General features: G+C 70.1%; 23 protein-coding genes. 13 read left to right on the top strand and 10 right to left on the bottom strand.

Going from position 1 to position 21910, the window contains the following annotated elements:
• The first annotated feature begins 136 nt into the window (after positions 1 to 136).
• Positions 137 to 1498 (top strand): dicarboxylate/amino acid:cation symporter, encoded by a 1362-nt coding sequence (locus ACFWJW_RS15765; protein WP_387240464.1) that lies wholly within the window; start codon positions 137 to 139, stop codon positions 1496 to 1498.
• 108 nt (positions 1499 to 1606) lie between these two features.
• Here the strand turns inward: ACFWJW_RS15765 and ACFWJW_RS15770 are convergent, their stop codons facing one another.
• From ACFWJW_RS15770 to ACFWJW_RS15785, 4 genes are all read right to left on the bottom strand, one after another.
• Positions 1607 to 2233, bottom strand: a complete 627-nt coding sequence (locus tag ACFWJW_RS15770) for a hypothetical protein (RefSeq protein ID WP_387240467.1) — start codon at positions 2231 to 2233, stop codon at positions 1607 to 1609.
• A complete protein-coding gene (locus ACFWJW_RS15775) occupies positions 2230 to 3294 on the bottom strand; it encodes a WXG100 family type VII secretion target (protein ID WP_387240470.1) in 1065 nt (354 codons plus the stop codon). Before ACFWJW_RS15775 ends, ACFWJW_RS15770 begins: the two co-directional genes overlap by 4 nt.
• On the bottom strand, positions 3291 to 3608 hold the full coding sequence (locus ACFWJW_RS15780) for a DUF2563 family protein (RefSeq protein ID WP_387240473.1): 318 nt from the start codon (positions 3606 to 3608) through the stop codon (positions 3291 to 3293). The genes ACFWJW_RS15775 and ACFWJW_RS15780 overlap by 4 nt, the downstream gene beginning before the upstream one ends.
• A gap of 183 nt (positions 3609 to 3791) precedes the next feature.
• Entirely contained in the window at positions 3792 to 4670 is an 879-nt protein-coding gene (locus tag ACFWJW_RS15785) for an alpha/beta fold hydrolase (RefSeq protein ID WP_387240476.1), read from the bottom strand.
• Positions 4671 to 4834: 164 nt separating this feature from the next.
• On the opposite strand from ACFWJW_RS15785, the gene ACFWJW_RS15790 reads away from it, so the two are divergent.
• Together ACFWJW_RS15790 and ACFWJW_RS15795 are read left to right on the top strand one after the other, a co-directional pair.
• Positions 4835 to 5539: a TetR/AcrR family transcriptional regulator gene (locus ACFWJW_RS15790; RefSeq protein ID WP_387240479.1), complete on the top strand. Its 705-nt coding sequence runs from the start codon at positions 4835 to 4837 to the stop codon at positions 5537 to 5539.
• 821 nt (positions 5540 to 6360) lie between these two features.
• On the top strand, positions 6361 to 8289 hold the full coding sequence (locus ACFWJW_RS15795) for an AMP-dependent synthetase/ligase (protein ID WP_387240482.1): 1929 nt from the start codon (positions 6361 to 6363) through the stop codon (positions 8287 to 8289).
• Positions 8290 to 8494: 205 nt separating this feature from the next.
• Here ACFWJW_RS15795 and ACFWJW_RS15800 read toward each other — a convergent pair whose 3' ends face one another.
• The 3 genes from ACFWJW_RS15800 to ACFWJW_RS15810 all read right to left on the bottom strand — a co-directional run bounded on the left by ACFWJW_RS15800 (position 8495) and on the right by ACFWJW_RS15810 (position 9599).
• Positions 8495 to 8806, bottom strand: coding sequence for a hypothetical protein (locus tag ACFWJW_RS15800; RefSeq protein WP_387240486.1), 312 nt, complete (start codon positions 8804 to 8806; stop codon positions 8495 to 8497).
• Positions 8807 to 8822: 16 nt separating this feature from the next.
• The gene (locus tag ACFWJW_RS15805; RefSeq protein ID WP_158092640.1) at positions 8823 to 8960 is read right to left on the bottom strand and encodes a hypothetical protein; all 138 of its coding nucleotides are present in this window, start codon (positions 8958 to 8960) and stop codon (positions 8823 to 8825) included.
• A 435-nt stretch (positions 8961 to 9395) separates the two neighbouring features.
• Positions 9396 to 9599 (bottom strand): cold-shock protein, encoded by a 204-nt coding sequence (locus ACFWJW_RS15810; RefSeq protein WP_003984261.1) that lies wholly within the window; start codon positions 9597 to 9599, stop codon positions 9396 to 9398.
• 249 nt (positions 9600 to 9848) lie between these two features.
• On the opposite strand from ACFWJW_RS15810, the gene ACFWJW_RS15815 reads away from it, so the two are divergent.
• From ACFWJW_RS15815 to ACFWJW_RS15830, 4 genes are all read left to right on the top strand, one after another.
• Positions 9849 to 10751: a menaquinone biosynthetic enzyme MqnA/MqnD family protein gene (locus ACFWJW_RS15815; RefSeq protein WP_387240491.1), complete on the top strand. Its 903-nt coding sequence runs from the start codon at positions 9849 to 9851 to the stop codon at positions 10749 to 10751.
• 182 nt (positions 10752 to 10933) lie between these two features.
• On the top strand, positions 10934 to 12133 hold the full coding sequence (gene mqnC / locus ACFWJW_RS15820; RefSeq protein WP_042155722.1) for a cyclic dehypoxanthinyl futalosine synthase: 1200 nt from the start codon (positions 10934 to 10936) through the stop codon (positions 12131 to 12133).
• Between the two features lie 7 nt (positions 12134 to 12140).
• The gene (locus tag ACFWJW_RS15825) at positions 12141 to 12689 is read left to right on the top strand and encodes a hypothetical protein (protein WP_387240494.1); all 549 of its coding nucleotides are present in this window, start codon (positions 12141 to 12143) and stop codon (positions 12687 to 12689) included.
• 63 nt (positions 12690 to 12752) lie between these two features.
• Complete coding sequence (locus ACFWJW_RS15830) at positions 12753 to 13454, top strand: demethylmenaquinone methyltransferase (protein ID WP_042156591.1); 702 nt, start codon at positions 12753 to 12755, stop codon at positions 13452 to 13454.
• Between the two features lie 79 nt (positions 13455 to 13533).
• Here the strand turns inward: ACFWJW_RS15830 and ACFWJW_RS15835 are convergent, their stop codons facing one another.
• On the bottom strand, positions 13534 to 14052 hold the full coding sequence (locus ACFWJW_RS15835) for a GNAT family N-acetyltransferase (RefSeq protein WP_387240497.1): 519 nt from the start codon (positions 14050 to 14052) through the stop codon (positions 13534 to 13536).
• Between the two features lie 135 nt (positions 14053 to 14187).
• Here ACFWJW_RS15835 and ACFWJW_RS15840 point away from each other — a divergent pair, with 135 nt between their 5' ends.
• The gene (locus ACFWJW_RS15840) at positions 14188 to 15471 is read left to right on the top strand and encodes a geranylgeranyl reductase family protein (protein WP_387240640.1); all 1284 of its coding nucleotides are present in this window, start codon (positions 14188 to 14190) and stop codon (positions 15469 to 15471) included.
• A 149-nt stretch (positions 15472 to 15620) separates the two neighbouring features.
• A complete protein-coding gene (locus tag ACFWJW_RS15845) occupies positions 15621 to 16076 on the top strand; it encodes a carboxymuconolactone decarboxylase family protein (protein WP_387240500.1) in 456 nt (151 codons plus the stop codon).
• Between the two features lie 114 nt (positions 16077 to 16190).
• Here the strand turns inward: ACFWJW_RS15845 and ACFWJW_RS15850 are convergent, their stop codons facing one another.
• Both ACFWJW_RS15850 and ACFWJW_RS15855 read right to left on the bottom strand, forming a co-directional pair.
• Positions 16191 to 17018 carry an ATP nucleotide 3'-pyrophosphokinase gene (locus tag ACFWJW_RS15850; protein WP_387240503.1) on the bottom strand — a complete coding sequence of 276 codons (828 nt, stop codon included), beginning with the start codon at positions 17016 to 17018 and terminating at the stop codon, positions 16191 to 16193.
• A 275-nt stretch (positions 17019 to 17293) separates the two neighbouring features.
• Complete coding sequence (locus ACFWJW_RS15855; protein ID WP_387240506.1) at positions 17294 to 18091, bottom strand: C40 family peptidase; 798 nt, start codon at positions 18089 to 18091, stop codon at positions 17294 to 17296.
• Positions 18092 to 18816: 725 nt separating this feature from the next.
• Here ACFWJW_RS15855 and ACFWJW_RS15860 point away from each other — a divergent pair.
• From ACFWJW_RS15860 to ACFWJW_RS15875, 4 genes are read left to right on the top strand one after another with little or no spacing between them, the layout of a single operon-like run.
• Positions 18817 to 19176, top strand: a complete 360-nt coding sequence (locus ACFWJW_RS15860; protein ID WP_042155734.1) for an NADH-quinone oxidoreductase subunit A — start codon at positions 18817 to 18819, stop codon at positions 19174 to 19176.
• A gap of 9 nt (positions 19177 to 19185) precedes the next feature.
• The gene (locus ACFWJW_RS15865; RefSeq protein ID WP_042155737.1) at positions 19186 to 19740 is read left to right on the top strand and encodes an NADH-quinone oxidoreductase subunit B family protein; all 555 of its coding nucleotides are present in this window, start codon (positions 19186 to 19188) and stop codon (positions 19738 to 19740) included.
• Positions 19737 to 20534: an NADH-quinone oxidoreductase subunit C gene (locus ACFWJW_RS15870; RefSeq protein ID WP_387240510.1), complete on the top strand. Its 798-nt coding sequence runs from the start codon at positions 19737 to 19739 to the stop codon at positions 20532 to 20534. Before ACFWJW_RS15865 ends, ACFWJW_RS15870 begins: the two co-directional genes overlap by 4 nt.
• Positions 20534 to 21910, top strand: a complete 1377-nt coding sequence (locus tag ACFWJW_RS15875; RefSeq protein WP_387240513.1) for an NADH-quinone oxidoreductase subunit D — start codon at positions 20534 to 20536, stop codon at positions 21908 to 21910. The genes ACFWJW_RS15870 and ACFWJW_RS15875 overlap by 1 nt, the downstream gene beginning before the upstream one ends.

Consider the following 21910-nt stretch of genomic DNA (forward strand, 5'->3'; position numbering starts at 1 on the left):
CTCCAGCGGCCGGAGATCCTTCTCCCCACCCCTCCGGGCGGGAGAGGCCCGCAACGCTGCTGCTCCGCAGCCGCTCGAGTTCCTGGCGCTTCTTTTCGCCGTCCCTGACGCCTGACCTGTCCCCGGAGTGTGTCCCTTGTCCCCGTCCGCCGAGACTTCCGAGTCCGCACCGGCGCCGCAGCGCCCCACGTCCTCCCGCATACCCAAGATCCCGTTCTGGGTGCAGATCCTGACCGGCCTCGCCCTGGGCGTGCTGCTCGGCTGGGTCGCCAAGAGCGGTGACGTCGGCTGGCTCACCACCACGCTTCAGCACATCGGCGACCTCTTCGTCCAGCTGCTGAAGCTGGCCGTGGCGCCGCTGGTCTTCTTCGCGATCCTGGTGTCGATCACCAATCTGCGGCAGGTCAACAACGCCGCCCGGCTCGCCTCCCGCACGCTGCTGTGGTTCATGGTCACCTCGCTGATCGCCGTCGCGATCGGCCTGGCCATCGGACTGCTCAGCAACCCCGGCGCGGGCACCGGCCTGACCCCCAAGGACGGCAAGCTCCCCGACCACGCGGGCTCCTGGATCGACTTCCTGACCGGCATCGTCCCCACCGACATCATCACGCCGTTCACCGAGCTGAACGTGCTCCAGATCGTCTTCATGGCCGCCGTCGCCGGTATCGCGGCCCTCCAGCTCGGCGAGAAGGCCGAACCGGTCCTCGCGCTCAGCCGCTCGGTCCTCGAACTGCTCCAGAAGGCCCTGTGGTGGGTCATCCGCCTCGCCCCGATCGGCACCGTCGGCCTCATCGGCAACGCCATCGCGACGTACGGCTGGAACCTGATCGGCAAGTACGCGACCTTCACCGTCGACATCTACGTCGGCTGCGCGCTCGTCCTCTTCGGCGTCTACCCGCTGCTGCTGTCGACCGTCGCCAAGGTCAACCCGCTCCAGTTCTTCCGCGGCGCCTGGCCCGCCATCCAGCTGGCCTTCGTCTCCCGCTCCTCGGTCGGCACCATGCCGGTCACCCAGCAGGTCACCCAGCGCCTCGGCGTGCCGCGGGAGTACGCCTCCTTCGCGGTGCCGTTCGGCTCGACGACCAAGATGGACGGCTGCGCCTCGATCTACCCGGCGATCGCCGCGATCTTCATCGCCCAGATCTTCGGCGTCGACCTGGGCATCGGCGACTACCTCCTGATCGCCTTCGTCTCCGTCATCGGCTCCGCCGCGACCGCCGGCCTGACCGGCGCCACGGTCATGCTGACGCTGACCCTCTCCACCCTGGGCCTCCCCCTGGAGGGCGTCGGCCTGCTGATGGCCATCGACCCGATCCTGGACATGATGCGCACGGCCACCAACGTGGCCGGCCAGGCCGTCATCCCGATCCTGGTCTCCGCCCGGGAGAAGATCCTCGACCGCGACGCGTACAACGGGGCGCGGAGCATCAGCCTGGAGACGTCCGCCGCCGAGGGCGCGGACGAGAAGGTTTCCGTGCCGGTGCCGACTCCTGCGTAGTTCCCGGCCTGCCACACGGATGCGCCCCGACCACTAGAACCTAAGGATTCAAGGTCGGGGCGCATCCGTACGTACCGCCTCGCCGGGAGGCTGGTGGCGGCCGTCCCGCTAAGGCCGGCCCGCCTTCGCCCGGGGAAAGCACTCCGTGAAGTACACGGCGTGCTGGCTCGGCAGATTCACCCGGGCCCAGGAGCCGTCCGTGAAGCCGAATTCGAAGTTGTCGGCGTCGATGTCGGTACGGTGCCGGACCCAGGCCACCTGCTCGGCCGCTGTGCTCCAGCCCGGCTCGACGGCGCCCAGTTCCCCGCGGCGGCGGCCCCGCTGGACATAGCTGACGTGCAGCCGGCGGTCGGTGAGCTGGAGCACCGGCAGCGCGTCCGTGGTCGGCACGCGCGGCCACAGGGCGGTGGCCAGTCCGCCCGCCAGGCTTCCCCAGCCGCCCTTGAGCGGCTTGCCCCTCCGCCGCCCCCCGAAGAGATCGGGGATGGGCCCGAGGATCGCCTCGATACCCCAGTAGACCGACCAGAAGGCCCGTTTGGTGCCTTCCCAGCGGTCGCCCGGGAGACGCCGGCCGGCCAGGACGCGGGGGCGGTTCCACCGCCACGGCTTGGACAACTTCCATCCGGGAAAAGCGACTTCGTTCTGCACGAGCCGCTCCCCGGCCGGCAGCGCCTGCACCGCGCGCTCCCTCGCCTCCTTGTACGGCACTTTCCCCCAGGCGACCCGCAGACTCATCCGAAGACCTCCCGGACGGGCTTGGACCGCGCTGCGCTGTCGGCCAGGCGGTCGGTGAAGCGCTCGGAGTCGGGCCGGTCGGCGTACTGCTTCTGTTGCTCGGTCGGCTGCTCGGCCTTCGGGGCGCTCGGGCCGACGGGGGTCTGGTGCTCGACGTCCCAGCTCTTGTCGCCGATGTGGACCTCTTTGAGGCCGGTGCTGTCGTGGATCGCACGCTCGGCTGCGTTGCCCGCCTCCTGGGCCTTCTCGGTCACGCCGGCGGTCTTCTCGGAGACCCACTCACCGACGTCGACGCCGGTGTGGTGTTCGAGGACGCTGTTCGCCAGCGGCCCTGCCTCGATAACGGCACCGACCGCCTTGGCGCCCACCACCTTGTTGCCGATTCGCTTGAGGTTCTTGTTGATCTTCTTGCGGGCGTTCTTGTTCCGCCACAGCGCCTTGGCCTTGATGCGCGCCCGCCGCAGCTTTTGCACCGCCCGCATCCGGTCGGCGAGATCCTTGAGCTTGTCCGCCAGCTTCGCGGTGATCCGTACGGCCTTCATCGCACGGTGCGCGGCCCCCGCGGCGCCGATGAGCGGACCGATCGCGGCGCCGACACCAGCGGTCAGAATCGCGACGATCGCCGCCGTCGCGGCCGCGACCAGCAGGGCCTCAACGATCTCGGTGATCAGCACGACCATCGTTTCCTCGGCCTCGGCGCACGCCTCCGCGGCCATTTCGAGGAGTTCGGCGACCGTGTTCATGTCTTCGGCCTCGGCCTTGAGGGCCTTTTCGAACTCCGTCATGGCGCCGCCGAAGGCTTCTGACGCCTCGCCGGTCCAGGACCGCTGCAACGTCTTGCGCTCGGCCAGCAGATCCTCGAGGACGCCGTTCATGTCACGGGCCGCGGCGCGCCATTCCCTGGCGGTTTCTATCAGCTTCTCGTTGTCGCCGCTGACCTTTTCCAGATATTCGTCGAGCCCGAGGTCCTTGATGGCCCCCCGGATGACGGAGTCGAGCGCACCCGCAAGCGGGTTGCTCCAGTCGACGTCGAACCCGATGCGCTCCAGTGCCTGGCTCATGAGGCGCCCCCACCGAAGGCGAAGACCTGGTCGTCCTCGTTGTTGTCGTACGCTTCGGCCGTCAGACGGATCCCGTCGGCGATGGCGCCCAGCGATTCCTTGACGTCGTGGAGGTCGTTCACCGCCTCCTCGGACTGCGTGTCGTAGTCCGACTTGAGGCTGTCGGACTCCGCCAGCTGACCGAACACACCGCTGGACAGCTGCAGTTTGCCGACGCGGTTCCGGATCTTCTCCACTTGGTCCGCCGCATGGTCCGCCGCGTTCGCATAGCGACGTAGAGCCGTGCTCTCTACGTCGTACCCCGTGCCGCCCATTCGCCCCGTCCTCCCGTTGACCTGCCGCGCCCCCTGTGCTTGCGCTATCCCAAGTCTTTGCGGAAACAGGGGGATTACTTGGCTTGCACTGTACCTAGAGGTCAGTGGGGCGGTTGAGCCAAGTGGGTCAGCCGCGGGCTCGGCCGGTTCCGGGCGCGACCGGCAGCCCGGCGGGTATCGGTCTCAGCCCGTCACCGCCCCCGTATGCGCCAGAATCGCCGTCGCCAGTGGTGCATGGACGGCGGGCGGGAGCGCGTGCCCCATGCCCGGGATCTCGACGAGCCGCGCGCCCCGGACGCACTGGGCGAGGTGCTCGGAGTGCGGCGGCGGGAAGACCGGGTCGGCGGGTGCGCTGACCACGAGGGCCGGGACCTCGTTGCGGGCGAGCTGGTCCGTGCGGAGCATGCCGTCGTGCTCCGCACGGCCGTGTGCGGTGCCCACCCGGTGGTGTCCCGTGTGCGCGATGACCCGGTGCTCGAAGGCGCGGAAGGAGTCGTCATCGAACGGGAGCCGGTCACCGGCGAGTACGCGCCAGTGTTCGATCCGGCGCTCCACTTCGGCCGCCGGGCCGTGATCCTCGACCGGACGGGACCACAGCTCCAGGACCTCGGGCGAGATGCCCGGCAGTGCGTCGGCCGGGACCGTGCTGCCGTCGGGGCGGGTGCAGTGGGTGGTGCTGAGGGCCATGGTGCCGATGAGAGTGGCGCTGAGCAGTCGGTCGGGGTGGTCGGCGAGCACCATCTGGGCGAGCATGCCGCCCAATGACATGCCGACGATATGGGCCCGGTCGATGCCCAGCCCGTCCAGGACCGCGATCACGTCATCGGCGAGATCGGCGATCCGGTAGGGCCGTTCCTCGAAGGACCAGGTGGAGCGGCCGGTGTCGCGGTGGTCGTAGCGGACGACCCGGTGCTGCGCGGCCAGCGCGTCGACCAGCGGCTCCGGCCAGCCGAGGCCGCTCGCCTGGGCACCCATGACCAGCAGCAGCGGGGCCGCGTCGGTGGCACCGCGCTGCTCGGTCCACAGGCGGACCCCGGGGGCGGCGTCGATGAACTGCTGCATGGGGCGGTCCTCCAGGTGATGCGGACAAGGGCGTCGCGCCATCACAGAGGCGCGACGAGACGTATCGTCTCGCTATGGCGGGAACGCGTCAAGAGGCGAGGGGTGGGAAGCGAAGATCGTAAACTTACTTTGCAGTAAAGGGGCGGGATGGAGGGACATTCGGGGTGGGAGCTGTGAAGAGCAAGCGGGTGCCGCGCGCCGTCCGGGAGCAGCAGATGCTGGACGCGGCGGTACTGACCTTCGCGCGGCGTGGGTACCGGGCGGCCTCGATGGACGAGATCGCCGAACTGGCCGGAGTCTCCAAGCCGCTGGTCTATCTCTACCTGAACTCGAAGGAAGACCTGTTCAACACGGTGATCCGGCGGGAGTCGGCGGCGCTGGTGGCGGCCGTGACATCGGCCGTCGAGCCGGGGGCGGCGGCCGACCGGCAGCTGTGCAGCGGCCTGAAGGGCTTCTTCGCGCACACCGCCGAGCATCCGTACGGCTGGGCCGTACTCCACCAGCAGGCGCGGACGCACGGTGAGCCGTTCGCGCGCGAAGTGGCCGCGCTGCGGGCGGAAATCGTCGCGTTCGTCACGGAGTTGCTCGGTGCAGCCGCAAAGGAGGCGGGTTGCGTCGGCGAACTGGCCGAACGGGAGGTCGCCGGCCTCGCGCACGCGCTGGTCGGCGCGGCCGAGTCACTCGCCGAGTGGGCCAATGTCCGTACGGACGAGGGGGATTCGGGCGACCCCGAGCATCCGCCGGCCAAGGACACCGCGGCCACGATGATGAACTTCGCCTGGATGGGCCTCAATCAGCTCATGGGCGGAGAACGCTGGGCGCCGAGCGGCCTCGTCGACCACGAGAGCCGCTCCTGCGCCGGGCGATGAGACGGCCCGCGCGTCGGCTGCCGCCCCGGTCCCGGTCCTCCGGTGCCGGGGCGGCTCCGTATTTGACGGGACGAAGGTGGTGCCGGGGTATTGGCCAACTCCCGGTCCTCGCATAAATTTACCTCGAAGTAAGGTTACTGCTGGGTCAGGAGCGGTTGCTGCCCGGCGGGGTCTTGGTGGGTCTCGCTTTTGACTGCGGGTGGGTTGTGGCTGGTCGCGCAGTTCCCCGCGCCCCTAAGGGGGGCGCCGTGCGTTGTTTGGTGCGGCGCCGTTGTGGCTGGCGCGCCTGTTTGGCCGCCGTGCGTTGTTTGGTGCGGGTTCGTTGTGGCTGGCGCCGTTGCGGGGTTCGTGGTTGCCGCGGGGGTCGGAGGGGACGCACCGGGGCCCGTCCTCGGCGCGGGCGACGCGGGTGCGTGGGATTGATTGCCCCGGTGTTTGCTCCGGTCCTGCGGGCGGGCCCCGGTACATCCCCTCCGACCGTCCAGCGTTGCCGACTGCCGGACGGTGGCACCGCCCGTCACCACCCATCTCAGCCCTCGCCCAAGCTGCCCGGGGGTCAGATGCCTGCCAAGGGGTGCCGCTGTATTGCCGTAACGGTGATCGGTATGGCGGGTCCGCCGCGTACGAACGGTGGTCGGAGGGGATGTCCGGTGCCCCGCCCGCAGGACCGGAGCGGACGCCGGGGTGCCTTACCTCTGGGAGCAGGGCCGCCCGCGCCGAGGACGGGGTACCGGGCGTCCCCTCCGACCCGCCACCCACCCGCCGTAGGCGAACGGCGAACAGCCCACGGCAACTTGCACAGGAATGACGAGGAGCCGCTCGTGTCCCACCAGGAAAGTGCAACCCCCGGATCACTCACCACCCCCACCGCCACCCCCACCCTCACCGAGCCGCAGAAAACCCTGGTCGACGGGACGGTCCGCGAGGTCTACGTCCCCCCGCTGGCCGCCCCCGTGCGCAGTGGCTCGCTCGGGGACCTCCCCTTCGTCAACGCCCGCGAGGCCCCTGGCGACGTCGTGCTCGCCCGTAAGCAGCCCAGCGGCATCTGGCGCGACGTCACCGCCGCGGAGTTCGCCGCCGAGGTGCGCGCCGTCGCCAAGGGCCTGCTCGCGTCCGGCCTGCGCCCCGGCGACCGGCTCGCGATCATGGCCCGTACGACCTACGAGTGGACCCTCGTCGACTTCGCCGCCTGGGCGGCCGGCCTGGTCACCGTCCCCCTCTACCCCACGTCCTCCGCCCACCAGGCGCAGTGGATCCTGCACGACTCCGGCGCCCGCGCCTGCGTCGTGGAGGGCGTCGACGAGGCCCGTCTGATCAGCGGTCTCCGCGCCGAACTCCCCGTCCTGGACCACCTCTGGCAGTTCAACACCGGCGCAGTCTCCCAACTCGTCGCGGCGGGCGGCGACATACCGGACGAGGCGGTCGACCAGTGCCGCGCCGCCACCGGCCCGTACGCCCTCGCCACCCTCATCTACACCTCCGGCACCACCGGCCGCCCCAAGGGCTGCGCCCTCACCCACGCCAACTTCTTCGCCGAGGTCGACAACGCCGTCGAGCTGCTGCACCCGGTCTTCAAGTCGGTCAGCGAGGAGCCCGCCGCCACCCTTCTCTTCCTCCCGCTCTCCCATGTCTTCGGCCGGATGGTCGCGGTCGGCTGTCTGCGCGCCCGCGTCCGCCTCGGGCACGCCCCCAGCATCCGGACCGACGAGCTGCTCGCCGACCTGGCCGGCTTCCGGCCGACGTTCCTGCTGGCCATCCCGTACGTCCTGGAGAAGGTCTTCAACACGGGACGGGCCACCGCGGAGAAGATGGGCCGCGCCGCCTCCTTCGACCGCGCGGTCCGCGTCGCCCGCTCCTACGGCGAGGCCGTCGAGGCCAGGGAGCACGGGACGGGCCCGGGCCCCGGCGTGGCCCTCAAAGGCGCCCGCAAGCTCTACGATCCGCTGGTCTACCGCCGTATCCGCGCCGCCCTCGGCGGCAAGGTCCGCCACGTCCTCTGCGGCGGCTCACCCCTCGGCCGCCGCCTCGCCGCCTTCTACACCGGCGCCGGCATCGAGATCTTCGAGGGCTACGGCCTGACGGAGACCACCGCCGCCACCACCGTCACCCCGCCGCTCCGGCCCCGTATCGGCACGGTCGGCTGGCCGCTCCCCGGCACCGCCGTACGCATCGCCGACGACGGCGAGATCCTGATCCACGGGGACCACGTCTTCTCCGGCTACTGGGACGCGGCCCTCGGCGCGGCCCGTCCCGTCACCGACCAGGGCTGGCTGGCGACCGGCGACCTCGGGGCCCTCGACCCGGACGGCTATCTCACGATCACCGGCCGCAAGAAGGAGATCATCGTGACGACGGGCGGCAAGAATGTCGCCCCGGCCCCTCTGGAGGACCGCCTCCGCTCACATCCGCTCGTAGGCCAGTGCATGGTCATCGGCGACAACCGCCCCTACATCACCGCGCTGATCACCCTGGAGCCGGACGGGCTCGCGCACTGGCGCCAGATGAACAAGAAGCAGGATCTGCCGCCCGAGCGCCTGGTCCGCGACGAGCGCCTGCTGGCCGACATCCAGCGTGCCGTCGACGACGCCAACGAGCTGGTCTCGCGGGCCGAGTCCATCCGCCGCTTCGCGGTCCTCCCGGTGGACTTCACCGAGGACACCGGGCACCTCACCCCGTCCCTGAAACTCCGCCGGGCCGCCGTGGCCCGCGATTTCGCCAAAGACATAGCGGCCCTTTACGAAAGCAGGTGACCCCCGGTCTGGAGCAAAAGCCCTCGGCGCGTCAAACTGGAACCCCGTGTCACCTCTGTGGGGGAGGTGGCACGGGGTCTGACGTGCACTGCCGCATCACGGCATCTGGCTGACTTCCATCGGCCGGCCCGGCGGCCGCCGGCGCGCCGCGCCCACCGGGAGCCGGTCAGGGCCGGCTGCTGCGGGGCGAGTCGTCCGGGGCTGCTCAGCGCGGCGGCAGGGCCACGGCCGTCTGCATATCGCAGGTGTTGCACCAGAACGCCCAGCCGTTGGCGTCGACGGACCGCGACCCGCAGGCCAGACAGGGGTCGCCCACGAAACTCGCGGCGACCCAGGATCCGGCCGTCGCCGCCCGCCGCCCGGCGACCGCGCATTCGTCGGCGTAGCAGGGGATGCACAACCCGCCCTGCTGACCGGGCAGTTTCATCGACCGTATGCCGCAGGTCGAGCACGGGAGCCGGCCGACGTACTGCTCGTCCAGGCCGACCGGCTTACCGTTCCTACTGGAGGCCGCCATGCTGCCTCTGCCTCCTCTATGCCAGGACGGTTCCGGTGCCGCCACAACCGGAGCACTGTGTGGTGACGCGGTCGCCGGTCGGCGTCTCCCAGTCCACGGTGCCTCTGCCGGCGCAGTCGGGGCAGGGCTTCTGCGGGGGCAAGTGCTCGCTCATTCTGCCCACGGTAGGCCGGGTCATGTTCCGATGTGACCACTTTCCGTGATCGCTTCGGTACGGAGTTGTGCCGGCGTGGGGTGCGCGCCCCCGCGGGCGCGGTGGGCCGAGCGGGCAGGGGTGCGGCACGGCCCGGGGGCGTGGGGCGGGCGGCGCGCCCGGCAGAGGTGATCCGGCTATTCCTCCCCCTGCGGTTCATCCGGCCGGGAGTCGAGGTGGCCTGGGAATCCGCGGTCATTGGCGGAAGAATTCCCTATTGCGGTGGCATTCAGGGGTGTCATGCGCCGGACGACAAGAATTCAGGTGCCCGCCATTCGTGCGATGGGCGTGTCGGCGGGCGAAAAGGCAGGAGCCCCGCTCGCCACCGGAGTGGCGGAGCAGGGCTCCTTGGGTACTGCTTAGGGGCGACCTGGAAGAAATTCCGGGCCGGGCAACTTAGACCGGCGTGACGTTCTCCGCCTGCGGACCCTTCGGGCCCTGCGTGACGTCGAAGTTCACCTGCTGGTTCTCCTCCAGGGAGCGGAAGCCAGAGGCGTTGATCGCCGAGTAGTGGACGAAGACATCCGGGCCGCCGCCGTCCTGGGCGATGAAGCCGAAGCCCTTTTCAGCGTTGAACCACTTGACGGTTCCGGTAGCCATAAGCCCTCCTTGGGCCAAAGGGTTGCCCTGCTCCAGAACCTGCAAAGAAGTCTGAAACTACAAGAGCCTGCGGGGTCACATGCTCCGCAGGCTCTGTACTGCAAGGGAAACCAAACTGCAACTTGCGCTGAGCGTAGCATGTGCTGCTCCTGAGGCGGAAGAGCCAAAGATCACGTTTAACCGACCGCACTAACGTCCATACGGCGCCCCGCCGCGTTGCCCCAAGGGAGACGGGTCTAGCCTCCGCATGTGGACAATTCAACCTTCGGAGACGCACCCGCGGGAGCCGACGCCGGCCGCCGTCGCAGCCGGCCGCGAGTGGGCCACATCCAGTTCCTGAACTGCCTGCCCCTTTACTGGGGCCTGGCCCGTACGGGCACCCTGCTCGATCTGGATCTCACTAAAGACACGCCGGAGAAACTCAGCGAGCAGCTGGTCCGCGGGGATCTCGACATCGCGCCGATCACGCTCGTCGAATTCCTGCGGGCCGCCGACGACCTCGTCGCCTTCCCCGACCTCGCCGTCGGCTGCGACGGCCCGGTGATGTCCTGCGTGATCGTCTCGCAGAAGCCGCTGGACCAGCTGGACGGTGCCCGGGTCGCGCTCGGCTCGACCTCGCGGACGTCCGTACGGCTGGCGCAGCTGCTGCTCGCCGAGAAGATCGGGGTGCGGCCCGACTACTACACGTGCCCGCCGGACCTCGGTCTGATGATGCAGGAGGCGGACGCGGCGGTGCTGATCGGCGATGCCGCGCTGCGCGCCAATCTGCACGACGGGCCCCGGCTGGGGCTGGAGGTGCACGACCTCGGCCAGATGTGGAAGGACTGGACGGGCCTGCCGTTCGTCTTCGCCGTCTGGGCGACCCGGCGCGAGTACCTGGAGCGCGAGCCGGAGGTGGTGCAGAAGGTGCACGAGGCGTTTCTCGCCTCGCGGGATCTGTCGCTGGAGGAGGTCGCCAAGGTCGCCGAGCAGGCGGCCCGCTGGGAGACCTTCGACGAACCGGTCCTGGAGCGCTACTTCACCACGCTGGACTTCCGCTTCGGGCCCGCGCAGCTCAAGGGCGTCGCGGAATTCGCCCGGAGGGTCGGGCCGACCACCGGGTTCCCGGCGGATGTAAAGGTGGAGCTGCTGGAGGCGGCGGCCGCCCGTTAGCGAGCGGCGGCGCGGCGCGGCACGTGCTGCCGGGGCGAAGGGGTATGTCCCGTACTCCTGAGCCCGGCCGTGGCCTTCCCCCGGTGTGCCGCTGGCCGCCGCCCGGCCGGGCGGTGAGCGTGTCGTACCCCTGACGTACGCTGGTTCAGTTCGTGATGCCCGCCTGCGAAAGGGACGCCCCGGTGACCGAGAACGCCGACCTCCAGTCCGTACTCGACCGCGCCGCGCAGGGCGGCCGCATCACGCCGGAGGAAGCGCTCGACCTGTACCGCTCCGCTCCGCTGCACGCGCTGGGCAAGGCCGCCGACGCCGTCCGCCGCCGCCGCTACGCCGGCACCGAGCACATCGCGACGTACATCATCGAACGCAACATCAACTACACCAATGTGTGCGTGACGGCCTGCAAGTTCTGCGCCTTCTACGCCGCGCCCAAGGACACCGCCAAGGGCTGGACCCGCGACCTCGACGACATCCTGCGGCGCTGCGCGGAGACCGTCGAGCTGGGCGGCACCCAGATCATGTTCCAGGGCGGCCACCACCCGGACTACGGCGTCGAGTACTACGAAGAGCACTTCTCCGCCATCAAGAAGGCATTCCCGCAGCTGGTCATCCACTCCCTCGGCGCCTCCGAGGTCGAGCACATGGCCCGGATCTCCAAGGTGTCCGTCGAGGAGGCCATCCAGCGCATCCACGCCGCCGGCCTGGACTCCTTCGCGGGTGCCGGTGCCGAGCTGCTGCCGGCGCGCCCCCGTAAGGCCATCGCCCCGCTGAAGGAGTCCGGCGAGCGCTGGCTGGAGATCATGGAGACGGCCCATGAGCTGGGGGTGGAGTCGACCTCCACGATGCTGATGGGCACCGGCGAGACCAATGCCGAGCGGATCGAGCACCTGCGGATGATCCGTGACGTCCAGGACCGTACGGGCGGCTTCCGCGCCTTCATCCCGTACACCTACCAGCCGGAGAACAACCACCTGAAGGGCCGGACGCAGGCCACCCTCTTCGAGTACCTGCGCATGATCGCCATCGGGCGGCTCTTCTTCGACAATGTCGCGCACATCCAGGGCTCGTGGCTGACCACCGGTAAGGAGATCGGTCAGCTGTCGCTGCACTACGGCGCGGACGACCTCGGCTCGATCATGCTGGAGGAGAACGTGGTCTCCTCGGCCGGCGCCAAGCACCGCTCCAACCGCACGGAGATCATCGACCTGATCCGCAAGGCGGGCCGGGTCCCGGCGCAGCGCGCGACGACGTACGAGCACCTGCTGGTGCACGACGACCCGGCCAACGACCCGGTCGACGACAAGGTCGTCTCGCATCTGTCGTCGACGGCGATCGAGGGCGGCACGGCCCATCCGGAACTGAAGCTGGTCGACGCCAACTGAGCCGCGGATGCTGACACTTCACCGGGTCCGGGGCGTCCGGCCCGGTCATGACGGGGAGCCGATCGCGGGGTACGCGGTCCTCGTCGACGGCGCCCGTATCGCCGCCCTCGGCCCGTACGAGGAGCTGTCGGCGGCCTACGGCAGCGCGCGGGTCCGGGAGTGGGACGGCGTGCTGACCCCCGGCCGGTACGAGCCCGGGGGCGCCGCGCTGCTGGAGGCCGCCTACCACCCCGACCCGCGCGAGGCCGACGAGCTCGGCGGTGAGCCGCTCACCGGCGCGGCGCTCGCCGCCCTCGACATGACCGAGACCCGCTGGGGCGCCAGTGCCCGCCGTGGCCTTCAGCGTCTGCTGGCCGCCGGGACGACATCGCTGACCGGGCCGTTCACCCGGCCCGCGGTCCGTACGGCCGTCCAGCGGTCCGGGCTCGCGGAGCCGCCCGGCGGCCGCCCCCGTGCGCTGACCGTCGGCGGCGCGGCCGATTTCGCGGTCTTCGCCGAGGACGGCAGCGCTCTGGCCACCGTCCTCGCCGGCCGTCTGGTGTACCGCCGCCGCTGACGGCGGGCGTGCCGGGCCGTGCCCGGTGCGGTTCCCGGCTCCGGCACGGTGGACAATGGCCGGGTGACCCGAGCATCCCTGGACAAGCAGCCGCACGAAGTCGCCGCGATGTTCGACGACGTGGCGGCGCGGTACGACCTCACCAACGACGTGCTCTCCCTGGGGCAGGCGCGGCTGTGGCGCAAGGAGGTGGAGCGTGCGGTGGCCGCACGGCCCGCCGAGCGGGTGCTCGACCTCGCGGCCGGTACCGGCACCTCCTCGCTGCCGTTCGCCCGGACCGGTGCGTATGTGGTGCCGTGCGACTTCTCCGTCGGCATGCTGGGGGAGGGCAAGAAGCGGCATCCGTGGCTGCCGTTCACGGCCGGTGACGGTACCCGGCTGCCGTTCGCGGACGCGGTGTTCGACGCCGTCACCATCTCCTTCGGGCTGCGCAACATCCAGGACACCGATGCCGCGCTGGCGGAGCTGTACCGGGTCACCAAGCCCGGCGGCCGGGTCGTGATCTGTGAGTTCAGCGAGCCGACCTGGGCGCCGTTCCGGACGGTCTACACCGAGTACTTGATGCGGGCACTGCCGCCGGTCGCCCGCGCGGTCAGCAGCAACCCGGACGCCTACGTCTATCTCGCCGAGTCCATCCGCACCTGGCCCAACCAGCCCGAACTCGCCGCCCGGCTCCAGGGCGTGGGCTGGACCGAGGTGGCCTGGCGCAATCTGACCGGCGGCGTCGTGGCGCTGCACCGGGGGCGCCGGCCGGCCGAGGGCTGACACCGGCCGCCGACGGCACCGAGCAGGGAAAGGGCGCTGCGGAGCAATTCCGCAGCGCCCGCTCCCGGTTGACGTGCCCTCACAGATCCAGCCGGTGGCAGTACGCCGTGCGCTGCCCGTTCGGCGTGATCACGGTCTCCGCGCGCCGCATCCCCAGCCGCCGGGTCACCGCGAGCGACCGCTCGTTCGCGGCGGCCACCATCGCCACCACGTGCCGGACCCCGGCCGCCCGTACGGACTCCAGCGCGGCCTGCGCCGCAGTGGTGGCGTAGCCCTTGCCCCAGTACGCGCGGCCGAGCCGCCAGCCGATCTCGATCTCGCCCGCCGGGCCCCAGTCGTGCGGCCAGGGCTGGGCGCCGGTGAAGCCGATGACCGCGCCGTCCGCCGGGTCCACCAGGGTGTACAGGCAGAAGCCCAGTTCCGCGTGGTGCCGGCGCTGACGGGCGGTGAGCTCGTCGTACTCCGAGAGTTCGGCGGGGGCGCCGCCATGGAATTCCATCACGTCCGGGTGGTGGAAGGCTTGGTGCCAGTGCCTCGCGTCCTCCTCGGTGGGCACGCGCAGTTCGACGGCGGGGAGCGGGGTGTGCGCAGACTTCATGGGACAACCCTTCAGGTTCTGATCACCAAGGCCCCCATAGACTGCACATGCCCAGTGCCGGTCGGCACCCAGATATCCAGATATCGACTTCCGGGAGACAGCGCCGTGACCGAGTCCGCGTCCGTGACCGATTCCGTGACCCCCGCCCGATCGGAGCACAGCGCGGATGTGATCGTCGTCGGTGCCGGGCCGGCCGGCTCGGCCACCGCCTATCACCTCGCCAAGTCCGGCCTGGATGTGCTCCTTCTGGAGAAGACCGCGTTCCCGCGCGAGAAGGTCTGCGGCGACGGGCTGACCCCGCGCGCCACCAAGCAGCTGGTCGCGATGGGCATCGACATCTCAGAGGAAGCGGGCTGGCTGCGCAACAAGGGCCTGCGGATCATCGGCGGCGGCTCCCGGCTCCAGCTCGACTGGCCGGAACTGGCCTCGTACCCGGACTACGGCCTGGTCCGTAAGCGCGACGACTTCGACGAGCAGCTGGCCCGGCAGGCGCAGAAGGCCGGGGCGCGGCTGTACGAGCGCTGCAACGTGGGCGCGCCGATCGTGCACGAGCTGACCGGCCACATCACCGGCGTGCACGCCAAGCTCGGTGAGGAGAAGACCCCGGTCACCTTCCACGCCCCGCTCGTGGTCGCCGCCGACGGCAACTCCACCCGGCTCTCGCTGGCCATGGGCCTGCACCGGCGCGAGGACCGCCCCATGGGCGTGGCCGTCCGTACGTACTTCACCTCGCCCCGCCATGACGACGACTACCTGGAGTCCTGGCTGGAGCTGTGGGACCGCCGCGGCGCCGAGGACCGGCTGCTGCCGGGCTACGGCTGGATCTTCGGCATGGGCGACGGGACGAGCAACGTCGGCCTGGGCATCCTCAACTCCAGCTCCGCGTTCAAGGAGCTGGACTGGCGCGAGATCCTCAAGGCGTGGTGCGCCTCGATGCCCGCCGACTGGGGCTACACGCCGGAGAACATGACCGGCCCGATCCGCGGCGCCGCGCTCCCCATGGCCTTCAACCGCCAGCCCCACTACACCAGGGGCCTGCTGCTGGTCGGTGACGCGGGCGGGCTGGTCAACCCGTTCAACGGCGAGGGCATCGCCTACGCCATGGAGTCCGGCGCGATCGCCGCCGAGGTCATCGTGCAGGCGCACGCCCGTGCCACGTACGCGCAGCGCGAACTGGCCCTGGCGCGCTACCCGAAGATCCTCAAGGACACCTACGGCGGTTACTACTCGCTGGGCCGCGCCTTCGTGAAGCTCATCGGCAACCCCAAGGTCATGAAGATCGCCACCCAGCGCGGTCTGACCCACCCGCTGCTGATGCGCTTCACCCTCAAGATGCTCGCCAACCTCACCGACCCCACGGGCGGCGACGCGATGGACCGCATCATCAACGGGCTGAGCAAGGTCGCCCCGAAGGCGTGACACCGGGGCCGGCCACCGGACGGGAGGTCCGGGACCGGCCCGGTCCGTGCTCCGGCGGCGGCCGGGAAAATTTTCCGGGCGCCGCGGTCACACTCTCCGGCCGGAATCCGTCAGTGCGGTGACGACGGATTCCCCGAAGGAGAGCAGTGATGGAAGCACGGATGAAGAACCCCGCGGTGGTCCTGCCCGAGGCCATGCAGCCGCTCCTGGACGTGGTCCGGGCGACCCGCCGGGGCGGGGTGCGGGAGGCGACGCTGGAGCTGGTCCATCTGCGCGCGAGCCAGATCAACGGATGCAGCTTCTGTGTCGACGGGGGAGTGAAGAGCGCCCGGAAGGCGGGCGTCAGCGACGATCAGCTGTTCGCGGTCGCGGCCTGGCGGGAGGCGCCGTACTTCTCGGACGCCGAGCGCGCCGCCCTGGCGCTCACCGAGGCGGCCACCCGGCTCGCCGACAGCTCGGATCCGGTGCCGGACCACCTCTGGGACGCCGCCGCGGACCACTTCGACGAGCGCCAGCTGTCGGCGATCATCCTGACGATCGGCATCACCAACCTCTTCAACCGGCTCAACGCGACCACCAGGCAGCCGGCCGGCGCGGGCTGGTAACTCCCGCCCGGCGGCGGCCTGTGACGGCCCCGCCGCACGTCCCTGGCGGCCCGTCGGCGCATCCGGCGGGCCGCTCCTGCTGAGCCGTGATCCCGGGGGCCGGTGACCGGTCCGTCAGCCGGCGGGGGCCTGGGCCGGTGCGGGGAGCCGGCGGGCCGGGTCCGGGGACGGCAGGCGGCGGGCCGGGGCGGTCAGCCGCTCGGCGCCCGGCGGGACCGGTACCGCCGCGAAGATCGCGTTCTGCTGCTCCTGGAGCTCGCGCACCCTCGCGGGCGGCGTGCCCGGCAGCCGCTGCTCCTCGTACAGCTTGTGCGTCTCCAGCTGCGCCGCCTTGCTCTCGGGGGTGTGGAACTGGACCTCGAAGAGCTGGCCGGAGCGGGGCGCGCGCCAGACGGAGTTGACCGCCTTGTAGCCGGCCGGCCGGTTCCAGGTGTTGGTCCAGCGGGTGGAGTCGTTGCCCCAGGTGGACAGCAGCCCGGCCGCGGTGTGGACGCCCTGGCTGTAGGTGCCGGCCGGCCACTGGAGGGTGAAGCGGACCGCGTCATTGATCGTGCGGAGCGCCGCGTCCACGGTCTGCCCCGGTGTCTCCCGCAGCCGGGTGGCGACCTTGCGCTTGAGCGAGTCCGGCGACTTCAGCCGCTGGTCGAAGCCGACCAGCTCGGCATGGCTGATCCTGGCGGCCGCCCGGACCTCGGGGCTGATGGTGCGCTCGGCCCGCCGGGCGCGGGCGACGAAGCCGTCCACCTTCTTGTTCTCGGCGGCCGTCAGATGCAGCCCGTCCCGGTGCCAGCCGCCGTCCAGGCCGGCGGGCCGGCCGGCGAGCGGTGCGGCGGACGGTGCGGCGGTCGCGGTGTGGACGGCGCCCAGGCCGAGCGCGGTCGCCAGGGCGGCGGCCGTCGCGGCCCGGCTGACGAGGCGGCGGGGGGTGCGATGGGTGTTCATCGAAGCGCGGTTCCCTCTCTCTGCGGATACCGGACGACGCATAAGCGGCATCCACGGCATATGGCGAGAGGTGCAACGGCGCGCACCGCGCATCGGTGGCTCCACGGGGCGGCCTTCGGCCCGTACCTGGCTTGATCACGGCGCCGGGCGGCGCGAATCATCCGTCGGACGACGGGGTGGCGGACCGGCCCGGAGACTCGGCCCACGCAGAAGGACCGCCCCTCCCGAGCGGCGAGAGGGACGGTCCTTGTGCGGTGATCGCGCGCGCGGTGGTCCTAGAGGACGCGCACCGCGCCGGTCGGCATGTCGTAGTCGAGCGGGCGCTCGACGATGCCGGTGCTCGGGTTCTGGGCGCCGATGAACTTGCCGCCGCCGACGTAGACGCCGACGTGGTAGGCGCTGCCCGCGCTGCCCCAGTACAGGATGTCGCCGACCTGGAGGTTGTCGAGGCCGACCTGGGTGCCGGCGGTGGACTGGTCCTGCGAGACCCGCGGCAGGTCGATGCCGATCTGGTTGAACGCGGCCTGCGTCAGACCGGAGCAGTCGTACGAGGAGGGGCCGCTGGAGCCCAGCACGTACGCCTTGCCGAGCTGCGCCTTGAGGAAGGCGACGAGGGTGGCGGAGCTGCCGGTGGCGTTGGAGGCCGGGGCGGACAGCGTCGAACGCTCGGAGGAGCGCGAGGCACGGGCCTCGGCGGCCTCCTTGGCCTTACGGGCCTCCTCGGCCTTCTTCTTCGCCGCGGCCTTGGCCTTCTTCACGGCCTCGGCCTTGTGCTTCTCCGCGGCCTTGGCGGCGTGCGAGAAGGCGCTGTCCTGGAGCGCCTGACGCTCGTAGTTGAACGCGACCTGCTCGGCCGTGTCGGCGCTCCTGGCGGCGCTGGTCGCCAGCGCCGTCGTGATCGTCGGCATCTCCTGGGTTTCGGAGACGGGCTTTTCCGCGGCGTTGGCCGGCACGGTGGCGCCGGTCACCGCGAGGGTGAGGAAGCCACCGGTCACGCCCGCGCGCAGCGCCCGCGAGGACGCGGAAGGACGGCGGGGCTTCCGGTGGCTGGGTATGAGTGCGTTCGGGGACATGGCAATAACGGCTATCAGGCCCCGCAGGTTGCTGCCAAGAAAGGTGCAGTGCGCCACACTTGACGCGTACGCGACGAACAAAACGGACTTTTGTCCGCCCGCTGTGCCCGCGGCGGGATGTCCGAATTTCGCGATCATGTTCCTACGCATGGCATTTGCTGCTCCATGCGGGCCCGGCGGGCGCCTACCACTTCCGCATCCGCCACGCCAAGGCTTCCCGGGCGTCAAGCGCTTAGTGCTGGAAATAGCGTGGGATAGGTCACTCTTGAGTGTCCGTTATGTTCCCGTGATCTCTCGTCGGCCGGTCGCTCGTGAACGGAAGCACGTACCGACGATCACGGTCGGGTCACGGCCGGGCCGGATCTCCGGGCCCGCCGCGTATAGCAGTTGGCCGTGTCCAGCGCCAATTTGCTTGCGGCGGCAACCACTTGATATTGGCACCCGCGCGCTGACCAGCGGTAACACCAGGGAATGTCACCTCTCGTGATCACTCGCGCGCTTCGCGTATGAAGATCACCGCTCATCCGACTTCATGATCCTTCGCCGGGTGGTGGAGATCACAAAGGCGTTGTTCACCCCCGTGTCGCAGATCACAGACCAGCGGGCATAAGATGCAGGCGGCTCGGGCTTGTGAACTGCCTCACATAGGCACGATCTCCATGGGGCAGCCGGAGGGCCCGGGCGGACCGCCATCCAGTCATCGTCGACTGAAGGGAGCGAGGACGGTGAACGCTTACGCGCCCATCCTCGTACTGGGAGCCCTCGGGGCAGGCTTTGCGATCTTCTCCGTCGTGATGGCCACCCTCATCGGGCCCAGGCGTTACAACCGGGCCAAGCTCGAGGCATACGAGTGCGGCATCGAGCCGACGCCGCAGCCGTCCGGCGGTGGTCGCTTCCCGATCAAGTACTACCTGACGGCGATGCTCTTCATCGTCTTCGACATCGAGATCGTCTTCCTCTATCCCTGGGCCGTCACCTTCGACGCCCTGGGGCTTTTCGGGCTCGTCGAGATGCTCCTCTTCGCGCTCACCGTCTTCGTCGCCTACGCCTATGTCTGGCGTCGTGGCGGCCTGGAATGGGACTAGGGGTCACACATGGGACTTGAAGAGAAGCTGCCGAGCGGCTTTTTGCTGACCACTGTCGAGCAGGCCGCCGGCTGGGTGCGCAAATCCTCGGTCTTCCCCGCGACCTTCGGGCTGGCCTGCTGCGCCATCGAGATGATGACCACCGGCGCCGGGCGCTACGACCTCGCCCGCTTCGGCATGGAGGTCTTCCGCGGCTCGCCGCGACAGGCGGATCTGATGATCGTGGCCGGCCGGGTGAGCCAGAAGATGGCGCCCGTGCTGCGGCAGGTCTATGACCAGATGCCGAACCCGAAGTGGGTGATTTCCATGGGGGTTTGCGCCTCGTCGGGCGGAATGTTCAATAACTATGCGATTGTGCAGGGCGTCGACCACATCGTTCCCGTTGACATTTATTTGCCGGGTTGCCCGCCGCGTCCCGAGATGCTGATGGACGCCATTCTCAAGCTCCACCAGAAGATCCAGGACACCAAGCTCGGGGTCCATCAGGAGCAGGCCGCCCGTGAGGCGGAGGAAGCGGCACTCAAGGCGCTGCCGCTGATCGAGATGAAGGGGCTGCTGCGGTGAGTGAGCAGACGAACCCCGAGCGTTCCGGCGACGGACCGGACGAGGCGGTGCCCGCGCAGCGCGAGGACACCGGTGAGGCCATCGCCACCCGCCGCGGCATGTTCGGCGCCAACAACGGCGGGGACACCACCGGCTACGGCGGCCTCGTCCGCACGGTCCGGCTGCCCGGCGCGGCCCAGCGGCCGTACGGCGGACCGCGCGGCACGGGTGGGGGCACCTCCCGGTCGAGCGGAGCCGAGAGTGGGGGAGGCTACGGGGAGTTCGACGAGATCGCCGACGAGCTGGAGGGCGCCCTCGACGAACAGGGGCTGGTCCCCGAGAACGTCATCGAGAAGACCGTCGTGGACCGCGACGAGCTGACCTTCCACATCGAGCGCGGCCATCTGCCGGCCGTCGCCAGGATCCTGCGGGACGATCCGGCGCTGCGCTTCGAGCTGTGCACGGGGGTGAGCGGAGTGCACTTCCCCGGCGACAAGGGCCGTGAGCTGCACGCCGTCTACCACCTGCGCTCGATCACCCACAACCGGCTGATCCGGCTGGAGGTCTCCGCCCCGGACGCCGACCCGCATGTGCCCTCGCTCGTGGAGGTCTATCCGACCAACGACTGGCACGAGCGGGAGACCTACGACTTCTTCGGAATCGTCTTCGACGGTCACCCGGCGCTGACCCGGATCATGATGCCGGACGACTGGCAGGGCTTCCCGCAGCGCAAGGACTACCCGCTCGGCGGCATCCCCGTCGAGTACAAGGGCGCCCAGATTCCGGCTCCCGACCAGCGGAGGTCGTACAGCTGATGACTACTGCACCGCACTCCCACTCCTCGTCCGGCCACCGCACTTCGAGCGACTTCGACACCGAGGAGTCGCTGGGCCGCGAGACCACCGAGGGGACCGTCTACAACGTCTCCGGCGGCGACTGGGACGAGATCGCCGCGGCCGCCGTGAAGGCCGACGACGAGCGGATCATCGTCAACATGGGGCCGCAGCACCCGTCCACCCACGGGGTGCTCCGGCTGATCCTGGAGATCGACGGCGAGACCGTCACCGAGGCCCGCTGCGGGATCGGCTATCTGCACACCGGCATCGAGAAGAACCTCGAATTCCGGACCTGGACGCAGGGCACCACCTTCGTGACGCGGATGGACTACCTGACGCCCTTCTTCAACGAGACGGCCTACTGCCTGGCCGTGGAGAAGCTGCTGGGCATCACCGACCAGGTCCCCGACCGGGCCTCGGTCATCCGCGTGCTGCTGATGGAGCTCAACCGGATGTCCTCCCACCTCGTGGCCATCGCCACCGGCGGGATGGAGCTGGGAGCCACCACGATCATGATCTACGGCTTCCGGGACCGTGAGCTCATCCTCGACCTCTACGAGCTGATCACCGGCCTGCGGATGAACCACGCCTACATCCGGCCCGGCGGCCTCGCCCAGGACCTGCCGCCGGGCGCGGTCGACCAGGTGCGTGAGTTCGTCAAGAAGATGCGGAAGAACATCGGCGAGTACGACAAGCTCGCCACCGGCAACCCGGTCTTCAAGGGCCGGATGGAAGGCATCGGCTATCTCGACCTGGCCGGCTGTATGGCCACCGGCGCCACCGGGCCCATCGTGCGCGCCGCCGGACTGCCGCACGATCTGCGCAAGACCCAGCCGTACTGCGGCTACGAGGACTACGACTTCGAGGTGCCGACCGCCGACACCTGCGACTCCTACGGCCGGTTCCTGATCCGGCTGGAGGAGATGCGCCAGTCGCTGCGGATCGTCGAGCAGTGCCTGGACCGGCTGGCGCCCGGCCCGGTGATGGTCGCGGACAAGAAGATCGCCTGGCCCGCCCAACTGGCCCTCGGCCCGGACGGTCTGGGCAACTCCCTCGACCACATCAAGAAGATCATGGGCACCTCGATGGAGGCCCTGATCCACCACTTCAAGCTGGTGACCGAGGGCTTCCGGGTCCCGCCGGGGCAGACCTACGCGGCCGTCGAGTCCCCCAAGGGCGAGCTGGGCGTGCATGCGGTCAGCGACGGCGGGACCCGCCCCTACCGGGTGCACTTCCGCGACCCCTCCTTCACCAACCTTCAGGCCATGGCGGCGATGTGCGAGGGCGGCCAGGTCGCCGACGTCATCGTCGCCGTCGCGTCCATCGACCCCGTGATGGGAGGCGTCGACCGGTGA

Source organism: Streptomyces sp. NPDC127097 (assembly GCF_042724075.1).
GTDB lineage: Bacteria > Actinomycetota > Actinomycetes > Streptomycetales > Streptomycetaceae > Streptomyces.

What these genes read in the sequence shown, in the direction of transcription:
- ACFWJW_RS15770 (WP_387240467.1), bottom strand. Translation starts at nt 2,233, where the DNA reads ATGAGTCTGCGGGTCGCCTGGGGGAAAGTGCCGTACAAGGAGGCGAGG.
- ACFWJW_RS15775 (WP_387240470.1), bottom strand. Translation starts at nt 3,294, where the DNA reads ATGAGCCAGGCACTGGAGCGCATCGGGTTCGACGTCGACTGGAGCAAC.
- ACFWJW_RS15780 (WP_387240473.1), bottom strand. Translation starts at nt 3,608, where the DNA reads ATGGGCGGCACGGGGTACGACGTAGAGAGCACGGCTCTACGTCGCTAT.
- ACFWJW_RS15785 (WP_387240476.1), bottom strand. Translation starts at nt 4,670, where the DNA reads ATGCAGCAGTTCATCGACGCCGCCCCCGGGGTCCGCCTGTGGACCGAG.
- ACFWJW_RS15800 (WP_387240486.1), bottom strand. Translation starts at nt 8,806, where the DNA reads ATGGCGGCCTCCAGTAGGAACGGTAAGCCGGTCGGCCTGGACGAGCAG.
- ACFWJW_RS15805 (WP_158092640.1), bottom strand. Translation starts at nt 8,960, where the DNA reads ATGAGCGAGCACTTGCCCCCGCAGAAGCCCTGCCCCGACTGCGCCGGC.
- ACFWJW_RS15810 (WP_003984261.1), bottom strand. Translation starts at nt 9,599, where the DNA reads ATGGCTACCGGAACCGTCAAGTGGTTCAACGCTGAAAAGGGCTTCGGC.
- ACFWJW_RS15825 (WP_387240494.1), top strand. Translation starts at nt 12,141, where the DNA reads ATGCTGACACTTCACCGGGTCCGGGGCGTCCGGCCCGGTCATGACGGG.
- ACFWJW_RS15835 (WP_387240497.1), bottom strand. Translation starts at nt 14,052, where the DNA reads ATGAAGTCTGCGCACACCCCGCTCCCCGCCGTCGAACTGCGCGTGCCC.
- ACFWJW_RS15845 (WP_387240500.1), top strand. Translation starts at nt 15,621, where the DNA reads ATGGAAGCACGGATGAAGAACCCCGCGGTGGTCCTGCCCGAGGCCATG.
- ACFWJW_RS15850 (WP_387240503.1), bottom strand. Translation starts at nt 17,018, where the DNA reads ATGAACACCCATCGCACCCCCCGCCGCCTCGTCAGCCGGGCCGCGACG.
- ACFWJW_RS15855 (WP_387240506.1), bottom strand. Translation starts at nt 18,091, where the DNA reads ATGTCCCCGAACGCACTCATACCCAGCCACCGGAAGCCCCGCCGTCCT.
- ACFWJW_RS15865 (WP_042155737.1), top strand. Translation starts at nt 19,186, where the DNA reads ATGGGACTTGAAGAGAAGCTGCCGAGCGGCTTTTTGCTGACCACTGTC.
- ACFWJW_RS15875 (WP_387240513.1), top strand. Translation starts at nt 20,534, where the DNA reads ATGACTACTGCACCGCACTCCCACTCCTCGTCCGGCCACCGCACTTCG.